This is a genomic window from Helicobacter sp., from assembly GCF_014799995.1.
Classification (GTDB): Bacteria; Campylobacterota; Campylobacteria; order Campylobacterales; family Helicobacteraceae; genus Helicobacter_D.
This window is the reverse complement of the sequence record NZ_JAAVGY010000009.1, coordinates 54,263-72,368: the sequence shown is the minus strand read 5'-3', so window position 1 is coordinate 72,368 and position 18,106 is coordinate 54,263. Positions and strand designations below refer to the sequence as shown.

18 protein-coding genes and 1 tRNA gene are annotated in these 18,106 nt (G+C 39.3%); 4 read left to right on the top strand and 15 right to left on the bottom strand.

What is annotated here, in order from left to right; translation table 11 throughout:
* Window positions 1-76 precede the first annotated feature (76 nt).
* The 10 genes from HDT10_RS02210 to HDT10_RS02165 form a co-directional block, all read right to left on the bottom strand.
* Window positions 77-1,618: a 2-isopropylmalate synthase gene (locus HDT10_RS02210; RefSeq protein ID WP_290879513.1), complete on the bottom strand. Its 1,542-nt coding sequence runs from the start codon at window positions 1,616-1,618 to the stop codon at window positions 77-79.
* Window positions 1,619-1,742: 124 nt separating this feature from the next.
* Entirely contained in the window at window positions 1,743-2,486 is a 744-nt protein-coding gene (pssA, locus tag HDT10_RS02205) for a CDP-diacylglycerol--serine O-phosphatidyltransferase (protein ID WP_290879512.1), read from the bottom strand.
* 50 nt (window positions 2,487-2,536) lie between these two features.
* Entirely contained in the window at window positions 2,537-3,187 is a 651-nt protein-coding gene (locus tag HDT10_RS02200) for a hypothetical protein (RefSeq protein ID WP_290879511.1), read from the bottom strand.
* A gap of 9 nt (window positions 3,188-3,196) precedes the next feature.
* Complete coding sequence (gene ftsH, locus HDT10_RS02195) at window positions 3,197-5,128, bottom strand: ATP-dependent zinc metalloprotease FtsH (protein WP_290879510.1); 1,932 nt, start codon at window positions 5,126-5,128, stop codon at window positions 3,197-3,199.
* 2 nt (window positions 5,129-5,130) lie between these two features.
* A complete protein-coding gene (locus HDT10_RS02190) occupies window positions 5,131-6,069 on the bottom strand; it encodes a 50S ribosomal protein L11 methyltransferase (protein WP_290879509.1) in 939 nt (312 codons plus the stop codon).
* A 2-nt stretch (window positions 6,070-6,071) separates the two neighbouring features.
* The gene (locus tag HDT10_RS02185; RefSeq protein ID WP_290879507.1) at window positions 6,072-6,446 is read right to left on the bottom strand and encodes a chemotaxis response regulator CheY; all 375 of its coding nucleotides are present in this window, start codon (window positions 6,444-6,446) and stop codon (window positions 6,072-6,074) included.
* Window positions 6,447-6,567: 121 nt separating this feature from the next.
* Complete coding sequence (hisA, locus tag HDT10_RS02180) at window positions 6,568-7,281, bottom strand: 1-(5-phosphoribosyl)-5-[(5-phosphoribosylamino)methylideneamino]imidazole-4-carboxamide isomerase (RefSeq protein ID WP_290879505.1); 714 nt, start codon at window positions 7,279-7,281, stop codon at window positions 6,568-6,570.
* Window positions 7,282-7,289: 8 nt separating this feature from the next.
* Complete coding sequence (hisH, locus tag HDT10_RS02175) at window positions 7,290-7,898, bottom strand: imidazole glycerol phosphate synthase subunit HisH (protein ID WP_290879504.1); 609 nt, start codon at window positions 7,896-7,898, stop codon at window positions 7,290-7,292.
* Window positions 7,899-7,900: 2 nt separating this feature from the next.
* The gene (locus HDT10_RS02170) at window positions 7,901-8,815 is read right to left on the bottom strand and encodes a PDC sensor domain-containing protein (protein ID WP_290879503.1); all 915 of its coding nucleotides are present in this window, start codon (window positions 8,813-8,815) and stop codon (window positions 7,901-7,903) included.
* 16 nt (window positions 8,816-8,831) lie between these two features.
* Entirely contained in the window at window positions 8,832-9,659 is an 828-nt protein-coding gene (locus tag HDT10_RS02165) for a 3'-5' exonuclease (protein ID WP_290879502.1), read from the bottom strand.
* 88 nt (window positions 9,660-9,747) lie between these two features.
* On the opposite strand from HDT10_RS02165, the gene HDT10_RS02160 reads away from it, so the two are divergent.
* The gene (locus HDT10_RS02160) at window positions 9,748-10,530 is read left to right on the top strand and encodes a pyridoxine 5'-phosphate synthase (protein ID WP_290879501.1); all 783 of its coding nucleotides are present in this window, start codon (window positions 9,748-9,750) and stop codon (window positions 10,528-10,530) included.
* A 16-nt stretch (window positions 10,531-10,546) separates the two neighbouring features.
* On the opposite strand, the gene HDT10_RS02155 is transcribed toward HDT10_RS02160, so the two are convergent.
* From HDT10_RS02155 to HDT10_RS02140, 4 genes are read right to left on the bottom strand one after another with little or no spacing between them, the layout of a single operon-like run.
* The gene (locus HDT10_RS02155) at window positions 10,547-12,007 is read right to left on the bottom strand and encodes a replicative DNA helicase (RefSeq protein WP_290879556.1); all 1,461 of its coding nucleotides are present in this window, start codon (window positions 12,005-12,007) and stop codon (window positions 10,547-10,549) included.
* Between the two features lie 15 nt (window positions 12,008-12,022).
* Complete coding sequence (locus HDT10_RS02150) at window positions 12,023-12,763, bottom strand: EI24 domain-containing protein (protein WP_290879500.1); 741 nt, start codon at window positions 12,761-12,763, stop codon at window positions 12,023-12,025.
* 39 nt (window positions 12,764-12,802) lie between these two features.
* Window positions 12,803-13,042 (bottom strand): DUF2443 domain-containing protein, encoded by a 240-nt coding sequence (locus HDT10_RS02145; RefSeq protein ID WP_290879499.1) that lies wholly within the window; start codon window positions 13,040-13,042, stop codon window positions 12,803-12,805.
* Between the two features lie 53 nt (window positions 13,043-13,095).
* Entirely contained in the window at window positions 13,096-14,205 is a 1,110-nt protein-coding gene (locus HDT10_RS02140) for an epoxyqueuosine reductase QueH (protein ID WP_290879497.1), read from the bottom strand.
* A gap of 85 nt (window positions 14,206-14,290) precedes the next feature.
* Between HDT10_RS02140 and HDT10_RS02135 the strand changes: the two genes are divergently transcribed.
* The 3 genes from HDT10_RS02135 to HDT10_RS02125 all read left to right on the top strand — a co-directional run bounded on the left by HDT10_RS02135 (window position 14,291) and on the right by HDT10_RS02125 (window position 16,348).
* Window positions 14,291-14,366, top strand: a tRNA-Glu gene (locus tag HDT10_RS02135).
* 129 nt (window positions 14,367-14,495) lie between these two features.
* The gene (locus HDT10_RS02130; protein ID WP_290879495.1) at window positions 14,496-14,720 is read left to right on the top strand and encodes a hypothetical protein; all 225 of its coding nucleotides are present in this window, start codon (window positions 14,496-14,498) and stop codon (window positions 14,718-14,720) included.
* A gap of 29 nt (window positions 14,721-14,749) precedes the next feature.
* Window positions 14,750-16,348, top strand: coding sequence for a hypothetical protein (locus HDT10_RS02125; protein WP_290879493.1), 1,599 nt, complete (start codon window positions 14,750-14,752; stop codon window positions 16,346-16,348).
* 391 nt (window positions 16,349-16,739) lie between these two features.
* Here HDT10_RS02125 and HDT10_RS02120 read toward each other — a convergent pair whose 3' ends face one another.
* Window positions 16,740-17,996, bottom strand: a complete 1,257-nt coding sequence (locus HDT10_RS02120) for a glutamate-5-semialdehyde dehydrogenase (protein ID WP_290879491.1) — start codon at window positions 17,994-17,996, stop codon at window positions 16,740-16,742.
* Between the last annotated feature and the right edge of the window lie 110 nt (window positions 17,997-18,106).

The following is an 18,106-nucleotide window of genomic DNA, read 5'->3' as shown; positions in this document are numbered from 1 at the left end:
GGTTTCCTTAAATTTGTTGATAAAACTTAAAAATTCTGCGCATTTTAGCGCAACTTATCTAATAGCTTGCTAAATGCTAACAAATTGTTTTATTCGTGATGAGCTCACGCATAGACAAATAGCTATTGAGTGCTCCAAGATAAGCTTTTGCAGTTGCCTGCATTGTATCTAAATGCAATCCGTGCCCAATCACAGCAGGTTTGGTAGGGTCAAATTCTACCTTGACAACGACTTTAGCAAGGGCGTCTTTGCCCTCACTGACGGCTTCTACTTTATAATCTTTCAAGATTCCTTGATGTCCGCTGATTCTATCAATGGTTTTGAGAATCGCATCTACACTTCCATTACCAATGGCTGCGTCTATTTTTGTTTCTCCGTCTTTTTGGATAGAAATTGCCGCGTGAGGCACACCCTTAGAGCAACTGCTAATCTGCATTCCCAAGAGTTCAAAGACTTGCGGAATCTTGGTTGCTTCCTCTGTCATAATGGAGCGAATATCCTCATCATACACTTCTTTTTTGCGGTCGCATAGGACTTTGAATCTTTCAAATGCCTTGTCTAGTGTTTCTTGTGGAATCTCGCCAAATCCCATATTGGCAAGTTTGTCTCTGAATGCCGCGCGTCCGCTATGTTTGCCAAGAACCAAGCCATTATTCTCTGGGATTCCAATATCACTTGCACGCATAATCTCGTAAGTTTCACGATGTTTTAACATACCATCTTGGTGGATTCCGCTCTCGTGTGCAAAGGCATTTTTGCCGACAATCGCCTTATTGGGCTGCGGACGGATTCCTGTAATATCGGAGACTAATTTGCTGCACGCATAAATTTCTTTCGTGTTAATGCGCGTATCTAGCCCATTGAATCTGTCTTTGCGCGTTTTTAGAATCATTACCACTTCTTCTAATGCGGTGTTTCCTGCGCGTTCGCCCAAGCCATTAATCGTGCATTCCACTTGTCTTGCGCCATTTTCAATTCCTGCAATAGAGTTTGCTACGGCAAGCCCTAAGTCATTATGACAATGCACAGAGAGAATCGCGCGATTTCCTACAAAAGCCTTTAATTCACGAATCATTGCACCTAATTCTTGGGGCAATCTATAACCTACCGTATCGGGCAAATTTAATGTTTTTGCACCCGCTTCAATGACTGCGTGTGTGATTTCTTTTAAGAATCCTAAATCACTCCTGCTTGCGTCTTCGCAACTAAACTCCACATCTTCGCATAGGCTTTTCGCTAAACTCACCGCTTCTACTGCGCGTTTGATGACTTCATTAGGCTGCATTTTGAGTTTAAACTCCATATGGATTGGGCTTGTAGCGATAAAGGTATGGATTCGCTTTGATTTTGCCTTTTCTAAAGCCTTTGCTGCACTTTCAATGTCTTTTGGCACAGCTCTTGCGAGAGAACAAATCGTGCTATTATGGACGACTTCAGAGATTCTATTGATTGCTTCAAAATCCCCCGGACTTGCCGCGGCAAATCCAGCCTCAATAATATCTACGCCTAAACGTTCTAATGCTAAAGCAAGCTTGATTTTTTCTTCTGTATTCATTGAAGCCCCGGGGCTTTGCTCGCCGTCTCTTAAAGTGGTATCAAAAATTTTAATCATTTCCATTATTTAATCCTTAATATAAATTTATTGTTGATGAGATTCTAAAATGCCCCCAGTGGAGAGAGCATAGAAAGTGTTAAGAGGTTTTTTGTCCGACTATAATAAGTATAGAATCGCATACGCATTTTTATTCCTTACGGGATTCTTTGCTGAAATATTTGAGGTAAAGATAATAAGTTGCACGCGCGGGACCAAAGCAAACATAGCCACTAATTAAAGTTACAATCGTATAAATGGGGTAAATAAATAAAATCGCTAGGATAATCATCATCAATACGATAATTTTACCAAAACTGATTTTCTCAAAACTCATTTTCTTGAAGCTAGGATAGCGCACATTACTCACCATTAAAAATGCAATAATCAGGCTTGTAACCATTAAGGGAAGCAAAAAAATGCTTTCAGGATATTGCGGATATTGCTTGCTAAGCTCCATTTCAAAGAGCAACCAACTCACTACAAAAACCGCCGCAGAGGGAATTGGAAGCCCAATAAAAACATTGGGTTCATTGTTGTTAGTGGTTACATTAAAACGTGCCAAGCGAATTGCCCCAAAGACAACATACAATCCTGCGACGACTACACCAAATTTACCATAATGGAATCCGCCATAAAAAAACAAAATCATTGCGGGGGCTACGCCAAAAGCAACAACATCTGCTAAGGAGTCAAACTCCACACCAAATTTACTTGTCGTGCCCGTTAAACGCGCAACACGTCCATCTAATCCATCAAAGATAAGGCTGACAAGCACAAGCCAACACGCAAGCTCAAAACGTTCAACAAAAGCATAGGCAACTGCTAAGATTCCTATGTAAATACTAGCACCCGTAAAGAAGTTTGGTAAAATATACAATGGATTAATTTTCATTTATTTTTTACTCCATTTTGAGGTTTGCCTCATAAATTTTGGCTTAAACCTCATTGGCTTGGTGTTGATTTTGTCTTGCCAAGCAATGTTTTGCCGCCTAATACTTTATCATTGATATTAACTCTCACTTCGGAATTAAGTGGGATTTTTAGAATCGCCTTGCCATTGAGAAAAAACCCAATACGTTCCCCTAATCTAAAGTTAGAATCCCAAAGATACAAAGAAGTTTGAGCGAAATATTTGGGAAAAAGTGTTAAACTAAGCGTTGTATTGGAATCTAAATCTTTATGGATTACACGATGAAAAGTAATTGTAATCCGTTCTCCTGTGATTTCATCGCCGTTTTTTAATCCTTTGATGTGTTCGGTTTTTAAAGCTTCTCCGCACTTTCCAAGATTTGCCAGAGGCATTCTAAGCATACCACAAAAACAAATAGGCTTGTGAATTTGCAAGTAGATTCCATCGGATTTGTTTTCTATATTTTTAATGATTCCGTCTATGGGAGATAGAATAGAATCGCTCGCATTGTCTTCTAGCATTCGTTCGGTGTTTCTATAAAAATAGATTAAGCAAGCAAACACGATGAAACAAAGGAATCCAAGAATCTCCCAATCCAACAACCAACAAAGCAACAATAGAAATGCTCCTATGCCAATAGGTTTCCAGCCCTCTTTTGCAATAAATTCTGTGGTTGTTTTCATCAATTCTCCTTAGGCTTCTTCTTTTTCTTCTACAACGATTCTACTTTCTAAATGATGCGCCTTTTCATATTCACTAATAATTTCACGCACCTTTTGCCCATCAATATTTTCTTTTTCAAACAATTCTTTCACGATATTCTCAATCGCTTCTTTATAGGTTTCTAACGATTCTTTAACGACATTGAAACGTTCGTTTAACACGGCTTTAATGTGTGCGTCCATTTTTTGCGCCATTTCTTCACTATATTCCCTACTGCTTCCTAAGCCGCCATTTAAAAAGACATTGCGTTGTTTTTCTAGCACCATAAGCCCCGCTACATCTGTCATTCCATAGTAGCTTACCATTGCCTTAATAATGTCTGTGGCACGTTCTAAATCATTGCTTGCCCCTGTTGAGATTTCACCCAAAAAGACATCTTCTGCTGCTCTACCGCCTAAAAGCACATCTACTTCAGCCAAGAGTTCGTGTTTTTGCATAAGATATTTGTTTTCTTCTGGCGTATTGAGGGTGTAACCAAGCGCAGCAAGCCCACGCGGAATGATAGAGACTTTTGTTACCTTTTTTGCTCCTTTGGTGATTTCTGCAATGAGTGCGTGTCCGCTCTCGTGATAAGCAACGATTTTTTTCTCTTTGGGAGAGATTCTGCGCGACTTTTTCTCTAATCCCGCAATGCCGCGTTCTACCGCTTCTAAAAAATCACTTTGTTCCACTTCTTTTTTGTTGCCTCTTCCAGCAAGCAATGCGGCTTCATTGACAATATTTGCCAAATCCGCTCCTGCAAGCCCCGCAGTAAGTTTTGCTACCTCAAAGAGATCTACATTTTTTGCCAATTTGATATTTTTGATATGCACTTTAAGAATCTCTACGCGCCCTTCAAAGTCCGGTTTATCTACTAGCACTTGTCTATCAAATCTACCCGGACGCAAAAGCGCAGGGTCTAGCACTTCAGGTCTGTTAGTCGCCGCAAGGACAATCACAGGAGAGGAATCGGAGTTGAATCCGTCCATTTCGGCTAGGAGTTGGTTTAAGGTTTGTTCTCTCTCGTCATTGCCGCTAATCATACCACCTGCCGCACGACTTTTACCAATCGCGTCAATTTCGTCAATAAAAATAATGCTTGGAGCTTCTTTTTTAGCGTTTTCAAACAAATCCCGAACACGGCTTGCGCCCACACCGACAAACATTTCAATGAAACTACTTCCACTCACAGAGAAAAACGGCACATTTGCTTCGCCTGCTACGGCTTTAGCGAGGAGAGTTTTACCCGTACCCGGAGGTCCTACAAGTAGAACTCCTTTAGGAATCTTAGCACCGAGTGCGGCATAACGTTCGGGATTCTTTAAAAAATCTACAATCTCTACCACCTCATCTTTTGCTTCTGCATTACCCGCCATATCCTCAAATTTGACATTGGGCTTTTCTGCATTGACAAGCTTTTTAGAGCTTCCAATCCCCAAGATTCCGCTTCCCATATTTTTTTGCATTCTGCTTGCTAAAAACATCCAAATGGCAAAGAAAATAAAGACAGGCAAAACCCAACCAAATAGCATATCACTTAGCCAATTGCTCTCATTATATCCTGTGTATTCTACGCCTTTTTCATCAAGGAGAGGAATCAATGTATTGTCTGGATTGACTCTTTGGGCATTGTAGGCAATTTTACTGCCTCCTTTTTCTGATGTCGCCTTGATATTGGTTTGTCCAATGGCTACGAAATCTACTTCTTTATTTTCAATGAGTTTTTTGAGCTCATAGTAATTAATTGTTTTGGTTGTCGTTGCCCCGCTTAATTTGCTCACTTCTCCACTTGCTGGAGACACCATACGAAAGATAACAATCGCGATGATTGCAAAGATAACAAACATTAGAAGAGGATTTTGGTTAAAAAAATTGTTTGGTTTTTTATCTTGCGGATTGGGATTATTGTTTGGTTTTTGCATAATTATCCTTTGTTTTGTAAAACTAAAGTTGCCCATTCTTGATTAATTTCTTGGGAAACTATTGTAAATCGTTTGAATTTATCAAGAACTTTTGGCACATATTTGTCTAAAATTCCTGATAAAATCAAATATCCCTCTCTTTTCACATAGGATTCCAATGGCAACGCAACAATAATGTCTGCTAGAATGTTTGCGATGACAATATCAAACTTGCCTTTTTCATTGGGGATTGTGTGGAGTGAGCCCAAAAAAACTTTGTCTAATACAAGGTTGTTTTGAGTCATATTTTCTTGTGTCGCTTGAATTGCGAGCTCGTCTGTATCGCACGCCCAAACTTTTGCACCGCTTTTTTTAGCGCAAAGGCTTAGGATTCCGCTTCCGCAACCAACATCTAAAATCCATTGGTTTTTTAGCGCGTTTGGGGAATTTTTGGGAGAGAGGGTAGCCTCTAATGAGGCATTTTTAGGAGCATTGCTATTTTCGTTTTTGTTTGGAGATTTTGTCTCTTGAAGTCTCTGCTCTATGATGCCTAATGCTTTCAAGCAACCAAAGGTCGTTTCGTGATGTCCGCTTCCAAAGGCAAGGGCAGGGTCAATAATCACATTGATTTTATCGTCTTTTCCTTTAAACCACGAAGGGTGAATATAATATTTGCCACATTCTATTGGCTTGATAGAATTGCGATAGACAGCAATCCAATCTTGATTTTTCAAAACTTTTTCAGAAAACTTTAGAGTTATGGGTTCTGCCATAATGGCTTCCAATTCTTTTGCGTATGCAAGTAATTGCATTTTTATTGGCTCTATGGCATTTTCTGTGCGGATAATGAATCCCTTGTCAATCTCTTCAATTGCCTCGCCCGTAATTTCTAATGCTTTGTCTTGCAAGAGCCATAGAAAATTATCCGCTTTGACGCTTAGACAATTGTAGTAGGATTCCATAATTAGTCATTCACACCTAAAACGACTTCTAATTTTTCTTTTAAAACTTGCGGGGTAAAAGGCTTTACGATATAGTTATTTACACCTGCTTTTAATGCAGTGATAACTTCTGCCTTACCACCTTCTGTGGTAACCATAATGATTGGAATATCTTTAAAACGTTCGTCTGCACGCACTTTTTTGACCAAGTCTAATCCATTCATTTCGGGCATATTCCAATCCGTGATAAGCACTTTAGTATCAGGATTAGAATCCATTTTTTCCCAGCCCTCAACTCCATTCTCACCTTCTAAAATATCTTCATAGCCAAGTCTCGCAAGAGTATTTTTGATAATTCTTCGCATAGTGGAACTATCATCTACAACGACCATTTTCAATGCAAACTCCTTAAATTAAAATTTATTAAAAATTTGAAAAATAACAATAACTGAATATAATAGCATAATTTCACACAAAATAAGCATAAAATTAAATAAAATAAGAATCCAAGCATAAAATTTATTTACGACTAAACCGTTTAAAGACTTTTTGCAAATCAATCTTATTTTCATAAAATGCTTTTCCCACAATTACGCCATCAATTTCCGCTTCTTTGAGTGCCTCAAAATCTGCTTCAGAGGATAATCCACCACTTGCAATAGTGAAGATTCCACTTTTGTCTTGGATTTTTTTTGTAAATTCTATATTTAATCCGCCAAGCATTCCATCACGTGCAATATCAGTGCAAATAATCGCCTGCACCTTGCTTCCTCTAAATAGCTCTGCGAAATCCCACGCCAAAGTGTTTTCACTCGTAGCCCAGCCTTCTGTTGCGACTTTGCCGTCTTTTGCGTCAATTCCAATGACAATGGCATACTTTTCTGCCATATTGAGCGCGAATTGCGGATTTTTTAGCGCAATAGAACCCAAAATCACGCGAGAGACACCCAAGTCTAAATAAGTCTTAATCGTTTCTTCCTCACGGATTCCACCGCCCACTTCAATTTTAAGCTTAGAATCTTTGCAGATTTTTTCAATCACGGCAAGATTTTTTGGCTTTCCTGCAAATGCGCCGTCCAAATCCACAATGTGTAAAAATTCTGCTCCCAAGTCTTCAAAATGTTTGGCGAGTGCATCGGGCTCGTTGGCATAAACCTTTGCGCTTTCCATTAAGCCTTGTTTTAAACGCACCGCGCAACCCTCTTTTAAGTCTATTGCCGGAATAATTTGCATACAACTCCTTATAGATTTATAAAGTTTTGTAGAATCCTAAGCCCCACATTATGAGATTTTTCAGGGTGTGGTTGGATTCCAAAGACATTGTCCTTTTGCACTATGGAGGCAAATTTCGTTCCATATTGGCTAATTCCAATAGCATTTTGTAAATTTTTGACATAATAACTATGCACAAAATACAAATAAAAGGGCGATTCTAATCCTTTTAAAAGTGGCGAGGGTTGGTGAATGGTTACGCAATTCCAACCCATTTGTGGAATCTTTTGATTTGCGCTCAAATCTTTTGCCTCAAATGGAATAACCTCCCCCTCTATCAATCCTAAGCCTAAATGTTCTCCAAATTCGTAACTTTTGTCAAAGAGTAGCTGCATACCCAAGCAGATTCCAAGTAATGGTTTGCCACTTTTGGCAAACTCTAGCACGGCTTCTTGCATTCCATTATGCTTTAAGTGTTGCATCGCATCGCCAAATGCTCCCACTCCGGGCAAAATTAAATGGTCATAGGTTTTGAGACTTTCTGGGTCTTGCGTGATAATGGCTGTTGCGCCAATCTTGTAAAGTGCATTTTGAACACTTGCAAGATTGCCGATTCCATAATTGACAATGCCAAGCATATTTAATCTTGTTTTAGGCTTGCGGTAAGTTTGACATATGAGGCTAACCCCACGAGCAAACAAGTAACCGCCCCAATCAAATAAACCGCATAGAGTAGTTTTTCTGGCGCGGTGATAGCGAATTTAAAGACGAGCATTAAGGATTCAATCGCTAAGGCAATCACAATAGAGCCCAAGAATCGTGTCATTGTTTTATGCACGACTTTAGAATCTTGTGATTTATGCCGTCCTAAAACTTCCTCTTCAAAGATTGCGCGCACGAGGTCAAAGATAGCCAAACTTAGAGTGATTAGAATCGTAGCTTCAAAGACATCTTTAATGTCTAAAACTTCCAAGCCCTGAAAGCGACATAAGGCTTCCCATAGGCTAATGCTACCCTTAACAAGCAATAAAGAGCAAACCAAAAAGAGCGATAAAGCCATAAGAAAATAGACGCATTTGCCAATCGCAAAAGAAATTCCAAACAAAGGCGTAGGGCGTACGAGCTCCAAACTACGTTCTAAGCGCACGTCCATACAGACGACATACGCAAGCTCGCCTTTGTCATTATAGAGCGGATAAGAGACGGTAATGACGAGATTTCCGCTTGCCAAAGAGGGATAAGGGTCAGTTAAGATACATTTTTTTTCTTTGATTGCACGATAAAAATAGGCGCGTTCATTGTGGTTTTCTCCCTTTTTGCACTCTATTTTGGAATCTTTAGAGATTCCATCTAGCACTAAAGCCCCGCTCGCGTCTAACACATAGATTAATTCAAAAATCCCCACCTCTTTTTCTATTTTTTGAACCCCATCTACAATTTTATTGAGTTCAATATGGGGCAAATGGTTTTTGATATTGCGCTGCATTAAAAAGCACAAATATGCGCGAATCTCATAACGCATTTCGCTAAAGTTTGCAATGTCTTTGGATAACATTTATCATTCCTTAAGTTTAAGATTCTATTTGGGCACTAATTGTATCAAAAAATACAGAATAATAACCCATATCTTGCGGCAAATTTTCTCTCCAAGCATTCAAAATGCTCTGATAATCCTCCAGAGTCAAATTTCCCTTGAGCAATTCGTAGTTAAGGTATAAACCATAGGTATTTAAAACATCACTTTGGCAATATTCATCAATTTTTTCTTGTTGTCCTGCATAATACATTTGAAGCACTTGCGCACCATTTGTGTCATATTTGCCCGGAAATCCGACTAAGTTTGCCAATATATCTAGTTTGAGATTCCGCACACTGCCATAGTTACCTAAGCTTTCTAGCAAATCAATATGGAATCGTTCGCAATACCGCTGCCGATAATTTTCCCATTTGCTTTTGTTGAATTGGGGATTATTTTCTTCAAAGTAGGCGTTGGCGTTGAGTTTGTATTTCATTGCGCGTAAAAGCAGCATTGGCAAATCAAATCCCCTGCCATTGTAGCTAACGAGTTTGGGTTGGTGTTTGTTGAGGTAGTCTAAAAAGGCTTGAATGAGTGATTTTTCGCGCATTTCTTTGGAATCCCCGCTACTTTTAAAGTTTCCTACTTTAATGAAGCGTCCGAAGTCATCGCAAAAGACTGCCGCAATACTGATGACTTGATGGTAGCAAACGGGCAAAAATTCTGTGCCACTTAACTCTTTTTGGATTGCCATTGCAGTTTGACTTATCTCCAAATCATCTAGGGATTCTATATCAATATCGCGTGTTTGAAATTCTTGTTGGAATCCTTTTTGGACTAAAGCAGTATCTAAAATCGTCTCACAATCAAAGACCATTATCATTTTGCATTCCTTTAAATTTTGAATTTATTATTTTAAAGTAATTTTGGTTAGAATCCAAATTTATACTTCACAATTTAAAGGGGCGATAATGCTACTTGGAGTAAATATTGACCATATTGCAACTTTGAGGCAAGCGCGTAAAATTAATGACCCTGACCCGCTAGAGGCAGTCTTTATCGCAAAACGTTCTGGCGCAGACCAAATTACCTTGCATTTGCGAGAAGACCGCAGACATATGCACGATTTAGATGTCAAACGCGTATGTGAAAATTCCTTTTTGCCTGTCAATGTGGAATGTTCCATCAATCCGCAAATTATTGATTATTTGTTAGAATTAACACCCCACCGCATTACGCTTGTGCCTGAAAATCGTGCGGAGATTACAACAGAGGGAGGATTGGACATTCTAGGTAATCAAAAGAGAATCGCAGAGATTACACGCGATTTTAAGGAAAAAGGCGTGGAAGTTTCGCTATTTATTGACACACACCTTGAACAAATCCGCGCTTCCAAAGAAGTGGGCGCACAAATGGTAGAACTGCATACCGGTTCTTATGCTAATTTGCATTTGATGTTAAATTCCAATCTGCCCTCTATGCACAATGCGATAGAATCGCTAAGGCTGCCACGACAAGAGCTAAAAGAGAAATTGCAAGATTCCATAGAAAGTTTGCGTAATGCCGCAAGAGAGGCGAAATCTCTAGGGCTGGAAGTTGCCGCAGGACACGGGCTAAACTACATTAATCTTGCCCCGATTCTATCTATTCCCGAAATCGTTGAGCTTAACATCGGACAAAGCATTATCGCGCGCGCAATCTTTAGCGGGCTTGAAAATGCGATTAAAGAAATGGTGCAATTAATCAAAAGCTAAAATCTTTGCATTTTGCTTAAATTTGCGGCATATCAATTGGGCTAGGATTCGTAGGCTTGGGATTCTCTGGTGGTATGAATTGCGTTTGTGTATTTTGAGCGGTTCTTTCATAAACGATTTCAAGTGTGGGGTTGGAATCTGCCAAATCCACAAAACGCGTGCAATGCTTATGAAAGGTTAATTTCACTACGCCGGTAGGACCATTGCGCTGCTTGCCGATGATGATTTCTGCTTCCTCCTCATTGCGAGGGACATAAGTACTCTTGTATTCTTTATTCTCTTTCTTTGCCGCTTCTTCTTTTTCTTTTTCATCTTTTTGTTTATAGACTGCATCGCGATAGACAAACAAAATAATATCCGCGTCTTGTTCAATAGAGCCCGATTCTCGCAAATCTGAAAGCATCGGGCGGCGGTCGCTCCTACTTTCTAGGCTGCGATTCAGTTGTGAGAGCGCGATAATAGGAATCTCTAATTCGCGCGCAATCATCTTGAGTCCGCGACTGATTTCGCTGACTTCTTGGTGTCTGTCTTTATTGCTTGCGCTGCTCATTAGCTGCAAATAGTCAATCACGGCAAGCCCAATTTCTGGGTGTTTGGATTTGATTTTTCTAAGTTTGGTTCTTAATTGATGAATCGTAAGCAAACTATTATCATCAATAAACAAAGGCGATTGGCTCATTATCTCTGCCGCACGCGTAAGATTGCTCCATTCCTCATCTTGCAGATTCCCTACACGCAAGTTTTGTAAGGCGATAGAAGTTTTTGCCGCAAGCATTCTTAGCATTAATTGTTCCGCGGGCATTTCAAGGCTAAAAAACGCTACGCCTCTGCCCGTATCTAGTGCTTTTTGAGCCATATTTAATACAAGCGTTGTTTTGCCCATCGCAGGACGCGCCGCGACAATGATTAAATCACCCTTGCCAAAGCCTGTCGTCATTTTGTTTAAACCCGCAAAGCCTGTATCTACACCGATGAGGAGATTATTCCCGCGCTTTTTCATCTCCTCTACATATTTTAAAGTGGATTGAATGATTGTTTTAGAATCCTGAAATCCTCGCATATCGTGGGTATTAGTAATCTTATAAAGCTCGCTTTGGAGATAGTCTATAATTTCTTTAGAACTTGTTTCTTCATCACTTGCGCTTTGATTGATTTTCATTGCAAAGGAATGCAGTTTGCGTTTGGTAGAGGATTCCAAGACTTCATTGACATAAGACTTCAAATCACTAATGGGGCTTGTGGTGAGGATATTTAGAATCTCTTCTTGTGTGATAGGGCGCGTTTTGGTTGAAAGCTTGAGGATAAACTCTTCATCAATGGGTCGGTCAGTATAGCGGAGTTCTAGCATTGCGGCAAAGATGTTTTGGTGTGGAGTGTAGGCGAAATCCTCTGCCACTAGGGATTCTGCAATCACATCTAATTGCTCTGGGTCAAACAAAATGGAGCTTAGAATCGCCCGCTCAATCTGTAATTGCATTTCCATTGGCATTCCTTAAACATTATTTTTAAGATGAAAAAACAAATGTGTCAAAGTTGTGAGCGCAAACACAGGCACAAAGAATCCCAAAATTGGAATCAAGCTTAATCCATACAGAGGCAAAGTTACATTGCGGATTTGGGTTTTTTTCTCCGACTTAATGCGCTTCAACTCGTGTTTTTCAAAAATCCCTTCCCCCACATCGGCAACTAGTGTTTTAGAAAATAGCCAAAAGTTTGGCAATAAAATCACGAAAGAACCCACAAATGGCACAAAATAAAAGGGTAACAAAAGCACTAAAAAGAAAAAATACAAGAGATAAATCCCTAGCAGGGACAAAAGAGAAATTATCGCATTGGTGTTGCCATCAAGTGAGGCGGTGGGGTAATGTTGATTGCGCACAAAATCAACGACAAAAGGTGCTAAAAAGGAACAAATGATGAGTGTGAGTAAGAGTGATAACACCAAAAACGCAAAAGCCAAAAAAATAAAAATAGTTGTTTTGATGATATAGTCCAAGCTATTTTGAATCCAAGCAAGCCATACAATAGAAATGTTTAAGTCTAGGTAGAAGTAATGATAGAGCATTGCATACCAATCACTACCAAAAAAATAAAGAATCGCACCCCAAAAAGCAAGAGCAACCAACAAAGGCAAAAAGGTAAGCCCCAATAAATACGGCGTGAAAATGTCCTTTTTGGCAAGCGCGAAATAATGCTTGGTATGGGCGAATTGTTCTTGCATTTTTGATTGCATTCTTTTCCTTAAGTCAAGCCTAAAAGTCTTTTGGGATTCTTACCAAGTGAGGACTTCTTTTTTGATTTTATTGAGTGTATCAATCGCGTCTTTGAGGCGGGATACTTCGTTGTCAATTTGTTGGAGATTCCACGCGCCAAGCTCCTCTGGCATATCTTGCGAGCCGCGTTTAATCATAATATAATCCACGAAAGAAATCTTTGCGATTCCTAAAAGCAGCTGAATCTCTGCTTGTGCTTCCTCAATCTCACGCAAAATTCCGTCAATGCGTTCAAACATTTTTATTCCTTTGCCAAATTTTAAGCCGAAATTTTAGCATTTTTGATGATTTTTTACAAAGGGAGGAAATCCTCTAGCATTTCTTCTTGCATTATGGAGGAAATCTCAAGCATAAAGTCCTCAATGGGTCGCTCTATAATCAGAATCGGGGAAGTCAAAAACCCATAAGGATAGAGCTTGTGTCGTAGCAAGAGTTGCACTTCCTCGTCCAACCCCTCACGCAAAAGCGTTGCAAAATCGGGTTTGTTTAGAATTGTCTTGAAATTTTTAAAAAGAAGCAATAAAATCCCTTCTTTGTTGGCATATCCGATTCCATTATGCCAAAATTCTATACGTGCTTTGGCAGGTTTTGTGAGCAGAGAATAACTGCAAATAAAACTAGGAATCGTGCGCTCTTGGCAAGTGAGTTTGCCCTGAAGCAGCACATAGCGGGAAACTTTGCGTTTGATGATTTGGTAGGGTTGGCATTGCTTCTCTAGTTTTGCGCGTGTTTGGAAATTGTGGAATCGCAAAGAGGGGAGATTCCTCATTCCTTGTGGCGTGCTTAAAGATGAGAGGAGTTCTAATGCGACTCTTTGGGGTTTGTTGCGTTGGGCTTTGAGGGCAAAAATACAACCACAATAATTTTGGCGGTAGAGTTTCGCATTTTTAGCAAGTTCATTTTGCACTTTTGTGCCCCCTTTGCTTCGCACATCAAGAGGCAGGAAGTTAAGATTCCAACTTCTTGCAATCGTCTCTCCTTGCGCAAAGAGTTCCGCTTGAGATTTCATCGGGCTTGCGAGTAGGGTAGTCGTAAATTCTGTGCAATGTGTCTTTTGCGCAATTTGCGCTGTTTTGCTTAAACGAAAGTCAAAGCAGAAGCTACACCGCTCTCCCTTTTCTGGTGCGTTTTCTAATCCTTTGGCGTTTGCTAGCCATTCTTTGTCGTCATATTCTCCTACAATAAGCGGAATCCCAAGTGCTTCACAACTGCGTTTAACATCTTCTAGGCGCAGTTGATATTCTTCGTAGGGGTGGATATTGGGGTTATAGAAAAATCCGCAAAAATGCTTATTGGGATAGATTTTTTGTAGTTGGGTTAGGAAATGATGACTATCAACGCTGCAACAAATATGCACTAAAGTGGTGTTTTGATGACTGAAATCATAAGGAATAGACGACATTTTCTCTCTTTTTGGAGTTTTAGATAAACGAAATTTTAGCATACAAACTTTATACAAGTCGCAAGAAATATGTTAAAATTCGCACGACCCTTTCATCTAGTGGCCAAGGATAATGCTCTTTCACGGCATATACGGAAGTTCAAATCTTCCAAGGGTCGCCAATGTTTTTCATTTAGTTTTATCTCACAAGATGACAACTTGCTTCACCTTAAATTCCAAGATAACTTTCTCTTAACTTTTTCCCCAAAAAACCGATATAATAAATAGTATCTTAAATGGAGGAGGGTTAAGTGCTTAAGAAATCGTTAGTTTGTCTAGCATTCTCTAGTATGTTAAGTGCTTTGCTCTTTGCGCAAACACAACCAAAAGTGCAATTAAGTGAAGCCCTAAGTGGCAAAGAAGCAAAGGAAATGTTACAGAATTTCCCAAAGGAAAGTAAATCTGCGATTAAGATTTCGCAGAACGAACGAGCAAAGATTGCCAAGAGTGCAAGAGGTGGAATTTATCCCTATTGATTGGCGAGTTAATAGACAAGGAGCAAACTATGGCTGTGATGAATAGAATAGATATGACAAGCGTAAATATGCGCGATTTAGGTGATTTGAATAGTCAAATCAAAGGTAATAATGGCTTAGTCAAAATAACTGATGAGCTAAGGCAACAAAGTGCAGAAGCACAGGCAAAGGCAGAACGCGAAGCCAAAGCAGGACAAGTTAGAGTGCGTGTGGATAGTATTTTAGGTTTAAATTCTGGTTATGGTTTGAATGCCAACAAGGCAAATTATTTTACCGAAAATTTTTATTCTACTAGCGTTACACACGACCCAAAAACTGGGCAAATGAAATACAACTTTTCTGGATATGCTGCATACTCTGCGGATAGGAAGCTTTTTGACAATAATGGGGTAATGCCTAGTTATCTCAATGCTAAAGGAGCTGATAAATACCTGAATACTCCTGTGGGGCAAATGGAAGTCTTTTTAGACTTAGACGATGATAATGACCAATATGGAGTAGGGACATTAGACTATGTCGGACAATTGATTAATTTAGATATTAATCAAGACGGAATCCTAAACTCTGACGATGAGTTTTTTGATAAACTAAAGCTTAGAGGCTATAACTCTAATGGCGAAGAAGTTATTTTAAAATTTACTGATGTGTATAATTCTTTGGATTTAACCAAGTTTGTCAATACGCAAAAAGATGTTAAAGGAGACCAAGTCAGTGGCACTTCTCTCTTCCGTCCTGAATTAAGCTACAAGCAACTTAATGAGGAGCAAAAGCACAACTTCAAAACAATGTTTAAAGACAATGCAGATGAGAGTGGTTGGATAGACTTTAGGAAAACTTACAAAGATGAGAGTGGAATAGAACAATTAGTCTATGGCGACCTTGTAAAATCCTTAAACCTTGCCTATAAAAAAGTCGGAATCAATGGAGTAGAGAATTTAGAGCTATTACGATTTAATGTCTATGATGGGCGCAATGGGGATTTTAGCAAAGGCTATGTAATGGACAAAAAAGAGCGATTCTCAGCTATGTATGAGAATTATTACAATAGCAAGGATTATGGCGAAAAACTTGCCATTGAGCGTGAATTTCAAGTCATCACTGGAATGAAATTCAGTGAGGAAAAGTTTAAAGAATTTTACAATGGGTTAAACAATCCTAGCACTGCAACCAAATATGCAAATGCGCTTAAAGATGTGGATTCTGTGGTGGCAATGAAATTAAATGATAATGGAATGCTCACACTTAAATTTGATTCGGGAAGAACAATAGACATTAGCCTTGAGGATTTATTCACAAGCGATGGAGAATTTAATATAACAAGCAAAGGTGAAAAAGCAAGCATAATGAGCGAGAGCCTCAATGATGATGCGCTTAACAAACTTGATTTTGCACAAATAGGAATGCAAACGAATAATGGAATCGTGTCTTTGGCGGATTTGGGCATACAATTTATCCAAAAAGAAATGCTTAAAAATGGCAAAACCACATTTGTCCTAACAAAAGAGAATGGCTCTACACTAGTAGCTTCAAGTTTATACAAAGTCCGAAACGTAGAAGATATGATTAAGTTTGCAGAATTAGAGGAGAAAGACAAGTTAAGAGCAACGAAATTTGAAAGGGAGGCGTAGGATTCGTATGTAGACAAATCAGATTCTGCTGATACGCTTAAGCTCTTAGCTTGCTAGGGGCTCAAGCAAAAATGTAGGTATGATTGATGCTCTTTCCAATCAAAAGATTATCCAATCCTACACACTGCTAGCGTCTGCTTTGATTAAGTTTCTGTTTTGCCGACTAATCGTCTGCTATCAATTTGAAAGCTCGGGTATTTGATTTTGTCGCTTTTGACTAAGATTTCATAAAAGTGAAAGCTACTCTAATGCTTTAAGAACGTTTTTGGGATTCTTTTGCTATTAATTCTTTCTTGAGATTGTGCATTTGCCAAGACAAAAAGCAAAATTAAACCCAAAGCCTTTTTCATTTGCGAAGTCTCATCTAGCATAGAGATAAAAACTTGAATCCCTAACGCACTTGTCCATTGCCATAAACTTTGTATTTATAAATCGTTAGGGATTCTACGCCCATTGGACCGCGTGCGTGGATTTTTGTTGTAGAGATTCCAACCTCTGCCCCATAACCAAATTCTCCCCCATCGCTAAAACGAGTAGAAGCATTCGCATACACACACGCAGAATCTACTGCATTTAAGAAATGTTCTATCGTACCATAATCCTCACTCAAAATCGCTTCGCTATGCCCACTACCAAACTCTTCAATATGCTCTAATGCTTCCTCAAGCCCCTTAACAATGCGTAGATTTAAAATATTCTCCCCATATTCTCTATGGTAATCCTCTAATAGAATTTCCTCACATACGATTCCGCAAGACTTTAGAATCGCACAAGATTCTCTATCGCCTTTTAGAATCGTTCCCTTTTGTTTCAAGGCTTGCGCGGCTTGGGGCAAAAACTCTTTTGCAAACACATCATCTATCAGTAGAGTCTCACACGCGTTACAAGTGCTTGGGCGCGAAGTCTTAGCATTGACAATTACTGCAATGGATTCTGGAATCTTGCAAGTATGGTGCGCAAAAATATGACAAACACCCTTATCGTGCTTAATCACGGGCACTTTTGCATATTCTGTTACAAAGCGAATCAAACCCTCGCCTCCGCGCGGAATCACCAAATCAATGGAATCCTTTGCGCCTAAAAGCTCTTTTAACTCCTCCCTATCTTGCATAAAGGGAAGCAAAACCATACAATCCAAAGGCAAATTGTATTTTTTCAAGGTTTGATGAAAGACTTGCATAATGGCTTCGTTGCTTCTTTGCGCCTCTTTTCCGCCTTTTAATACACAGGCGTTGCCACTCTTAAAGCACAAAGCGGCGACATCGCTCGTTACATTAGGACGCGATTCGTAGATTGTGGCAATTACTCCTAAAGGCACGCTTACCTTTTCAATTCTCAAGCCACAATGGTTTGTAAATCCACCCATAATTTTATTGAGTGGGTCGGGAAAATCTGCAATTTGATGTAAGGATTCTGCCATACCCATAATTTTTTTGGGATTTAATTCCAAACGTTCCATCATTGCACTGCTTAGATTAAAATCTTTTGCTGCATTTAAATCCTCTTGATTGGCTTTTAGAATCGCACTTTGGGATTCCAACAACAACTCTGCACAATCGCGCAAAACACCCACGCGCACATTATGAGGCAAAGTAGCCAAAACACCTTTACTTGCTTTTGTTCTTCGTAATTGCTCTTGTAGATACATTGTTTCTCTTTTATGTGGAATTGAATTATCCCAATGTTTGGTTTTATTAATGGTTAAAATTTTAGCATAAATCAATGGGAATGGGATAAGAAATAAAGAAAAGATTCGTA

Bases quoted from the DNA above. Each gene is read 5' to 3' on its own strand.
- HDT10_RS02210 (WP_290879513.1), bottom strand. From the start codon at position 1,618: ATGGAAATGATTAAAATTTTTGATACCACTTTAAGAGACGGCGAGCAA.
- pssA (WP_290879512.1), bottom strand. From the start codon at position 2,486: ATGAAAATTAATCCATTGTATATTTTACCAAACTTCTTTACGGGTGCT.
- HDT10_RS02200 (WP_290879511.1), bottom strand. From the start codon at position 3,187: ATGAAAACAACCACAGAATTTATTGCAAAAGAGGGCTGGAAACCTATT.
- ftsH (WP_290879510.1), bottom strand. From the start codon at position 5,128: ATGCAAAAACCAAACAATAATCCCAATCCGCAAGATAAAAAACCAAAC.
- HDT10_RS02190 (WP_290879509.1), bottom strand. From the start codon at position 6,069: ATGGAATCCTACTACAATTGTCTAAGCGTCAAAGCGGATAATTTTCTA.
- hisA (WP_290879505.1), bottom strand. From the start codon at position 7,281: ATGCAAATTATTCCGGCAATAGACTTAAAAGAGGGTTGCGCGGTGCGT.
- hisH (WP_290879504.1), bottom strand. From the start codon at position 7,898: ATGCTTGGCATTGTCAATTATGGAATCGGCAATCTTGCAAGTGTTCAA.
- HDT10_RS02170 (WP_290879503.1), bottom strand. From the start codon at position 8,815: ATGTTATCCAAAGACATTGCAAACTTTAGCGAAATGCGTTATGAGATT.
- HDT10_RS02165 (WP_290879502.1), bottom strand. From the start codon at position 9,659: ATGATAATGGTCTTTGATTGTGAGACGATTTTAGATACTGCTTTAGTC.
- HDT10_RS02160 (WP_290879501.1), top strand. From the start codon at position 9,748: ATGCTACTTGGAGTAAATATTGACCATATTGCAACTTTGAGGCAAGCG.
- HDT10_RS02155 (WP_290879556.1), bottom strand. From the start codon at position 12,007: ATGCAATTACAGATTGAGCGGGCGATTCTAAGCTCCATTTTGTTTGAC.
- HDT10_RS02150 (WP_290879500.1), bottom strand. From the start codon at position 12,763: ATGCAATCAAAAATGCAAGAACAATTCGCCCATACCAAGCATTATTTC.
- HDT10_RS02145 (WP_290879499.1), bottom strand. From the start codon at position 13,042: ATGTTTGAACGCATTGACGGAATTTTGCGTGAGATTGAGGAAGCACAA.
- HDT10_RS02140 (WP_290879497.1), bottom strand. From the start codon at position 14,205: ATGTCGTCTATTCCTTATGATTTCAGTCATCAAAACACCACTTTAGTG.
- HDT10_RS02125 (WP_290879493.1), top strand. From the start codon at position 14,750: ATGGCTGTGATGAATAGAATAGATATGACAAGCGTAAATATGCGCGAT.
- HDT10_RS02120 (WP_290879491.1), bottom strand. From the start codon at position 17,996: ATGTATCTACAAGAGCAATTACGAAGAACAAAAGCAAGTAAAGGTGTT.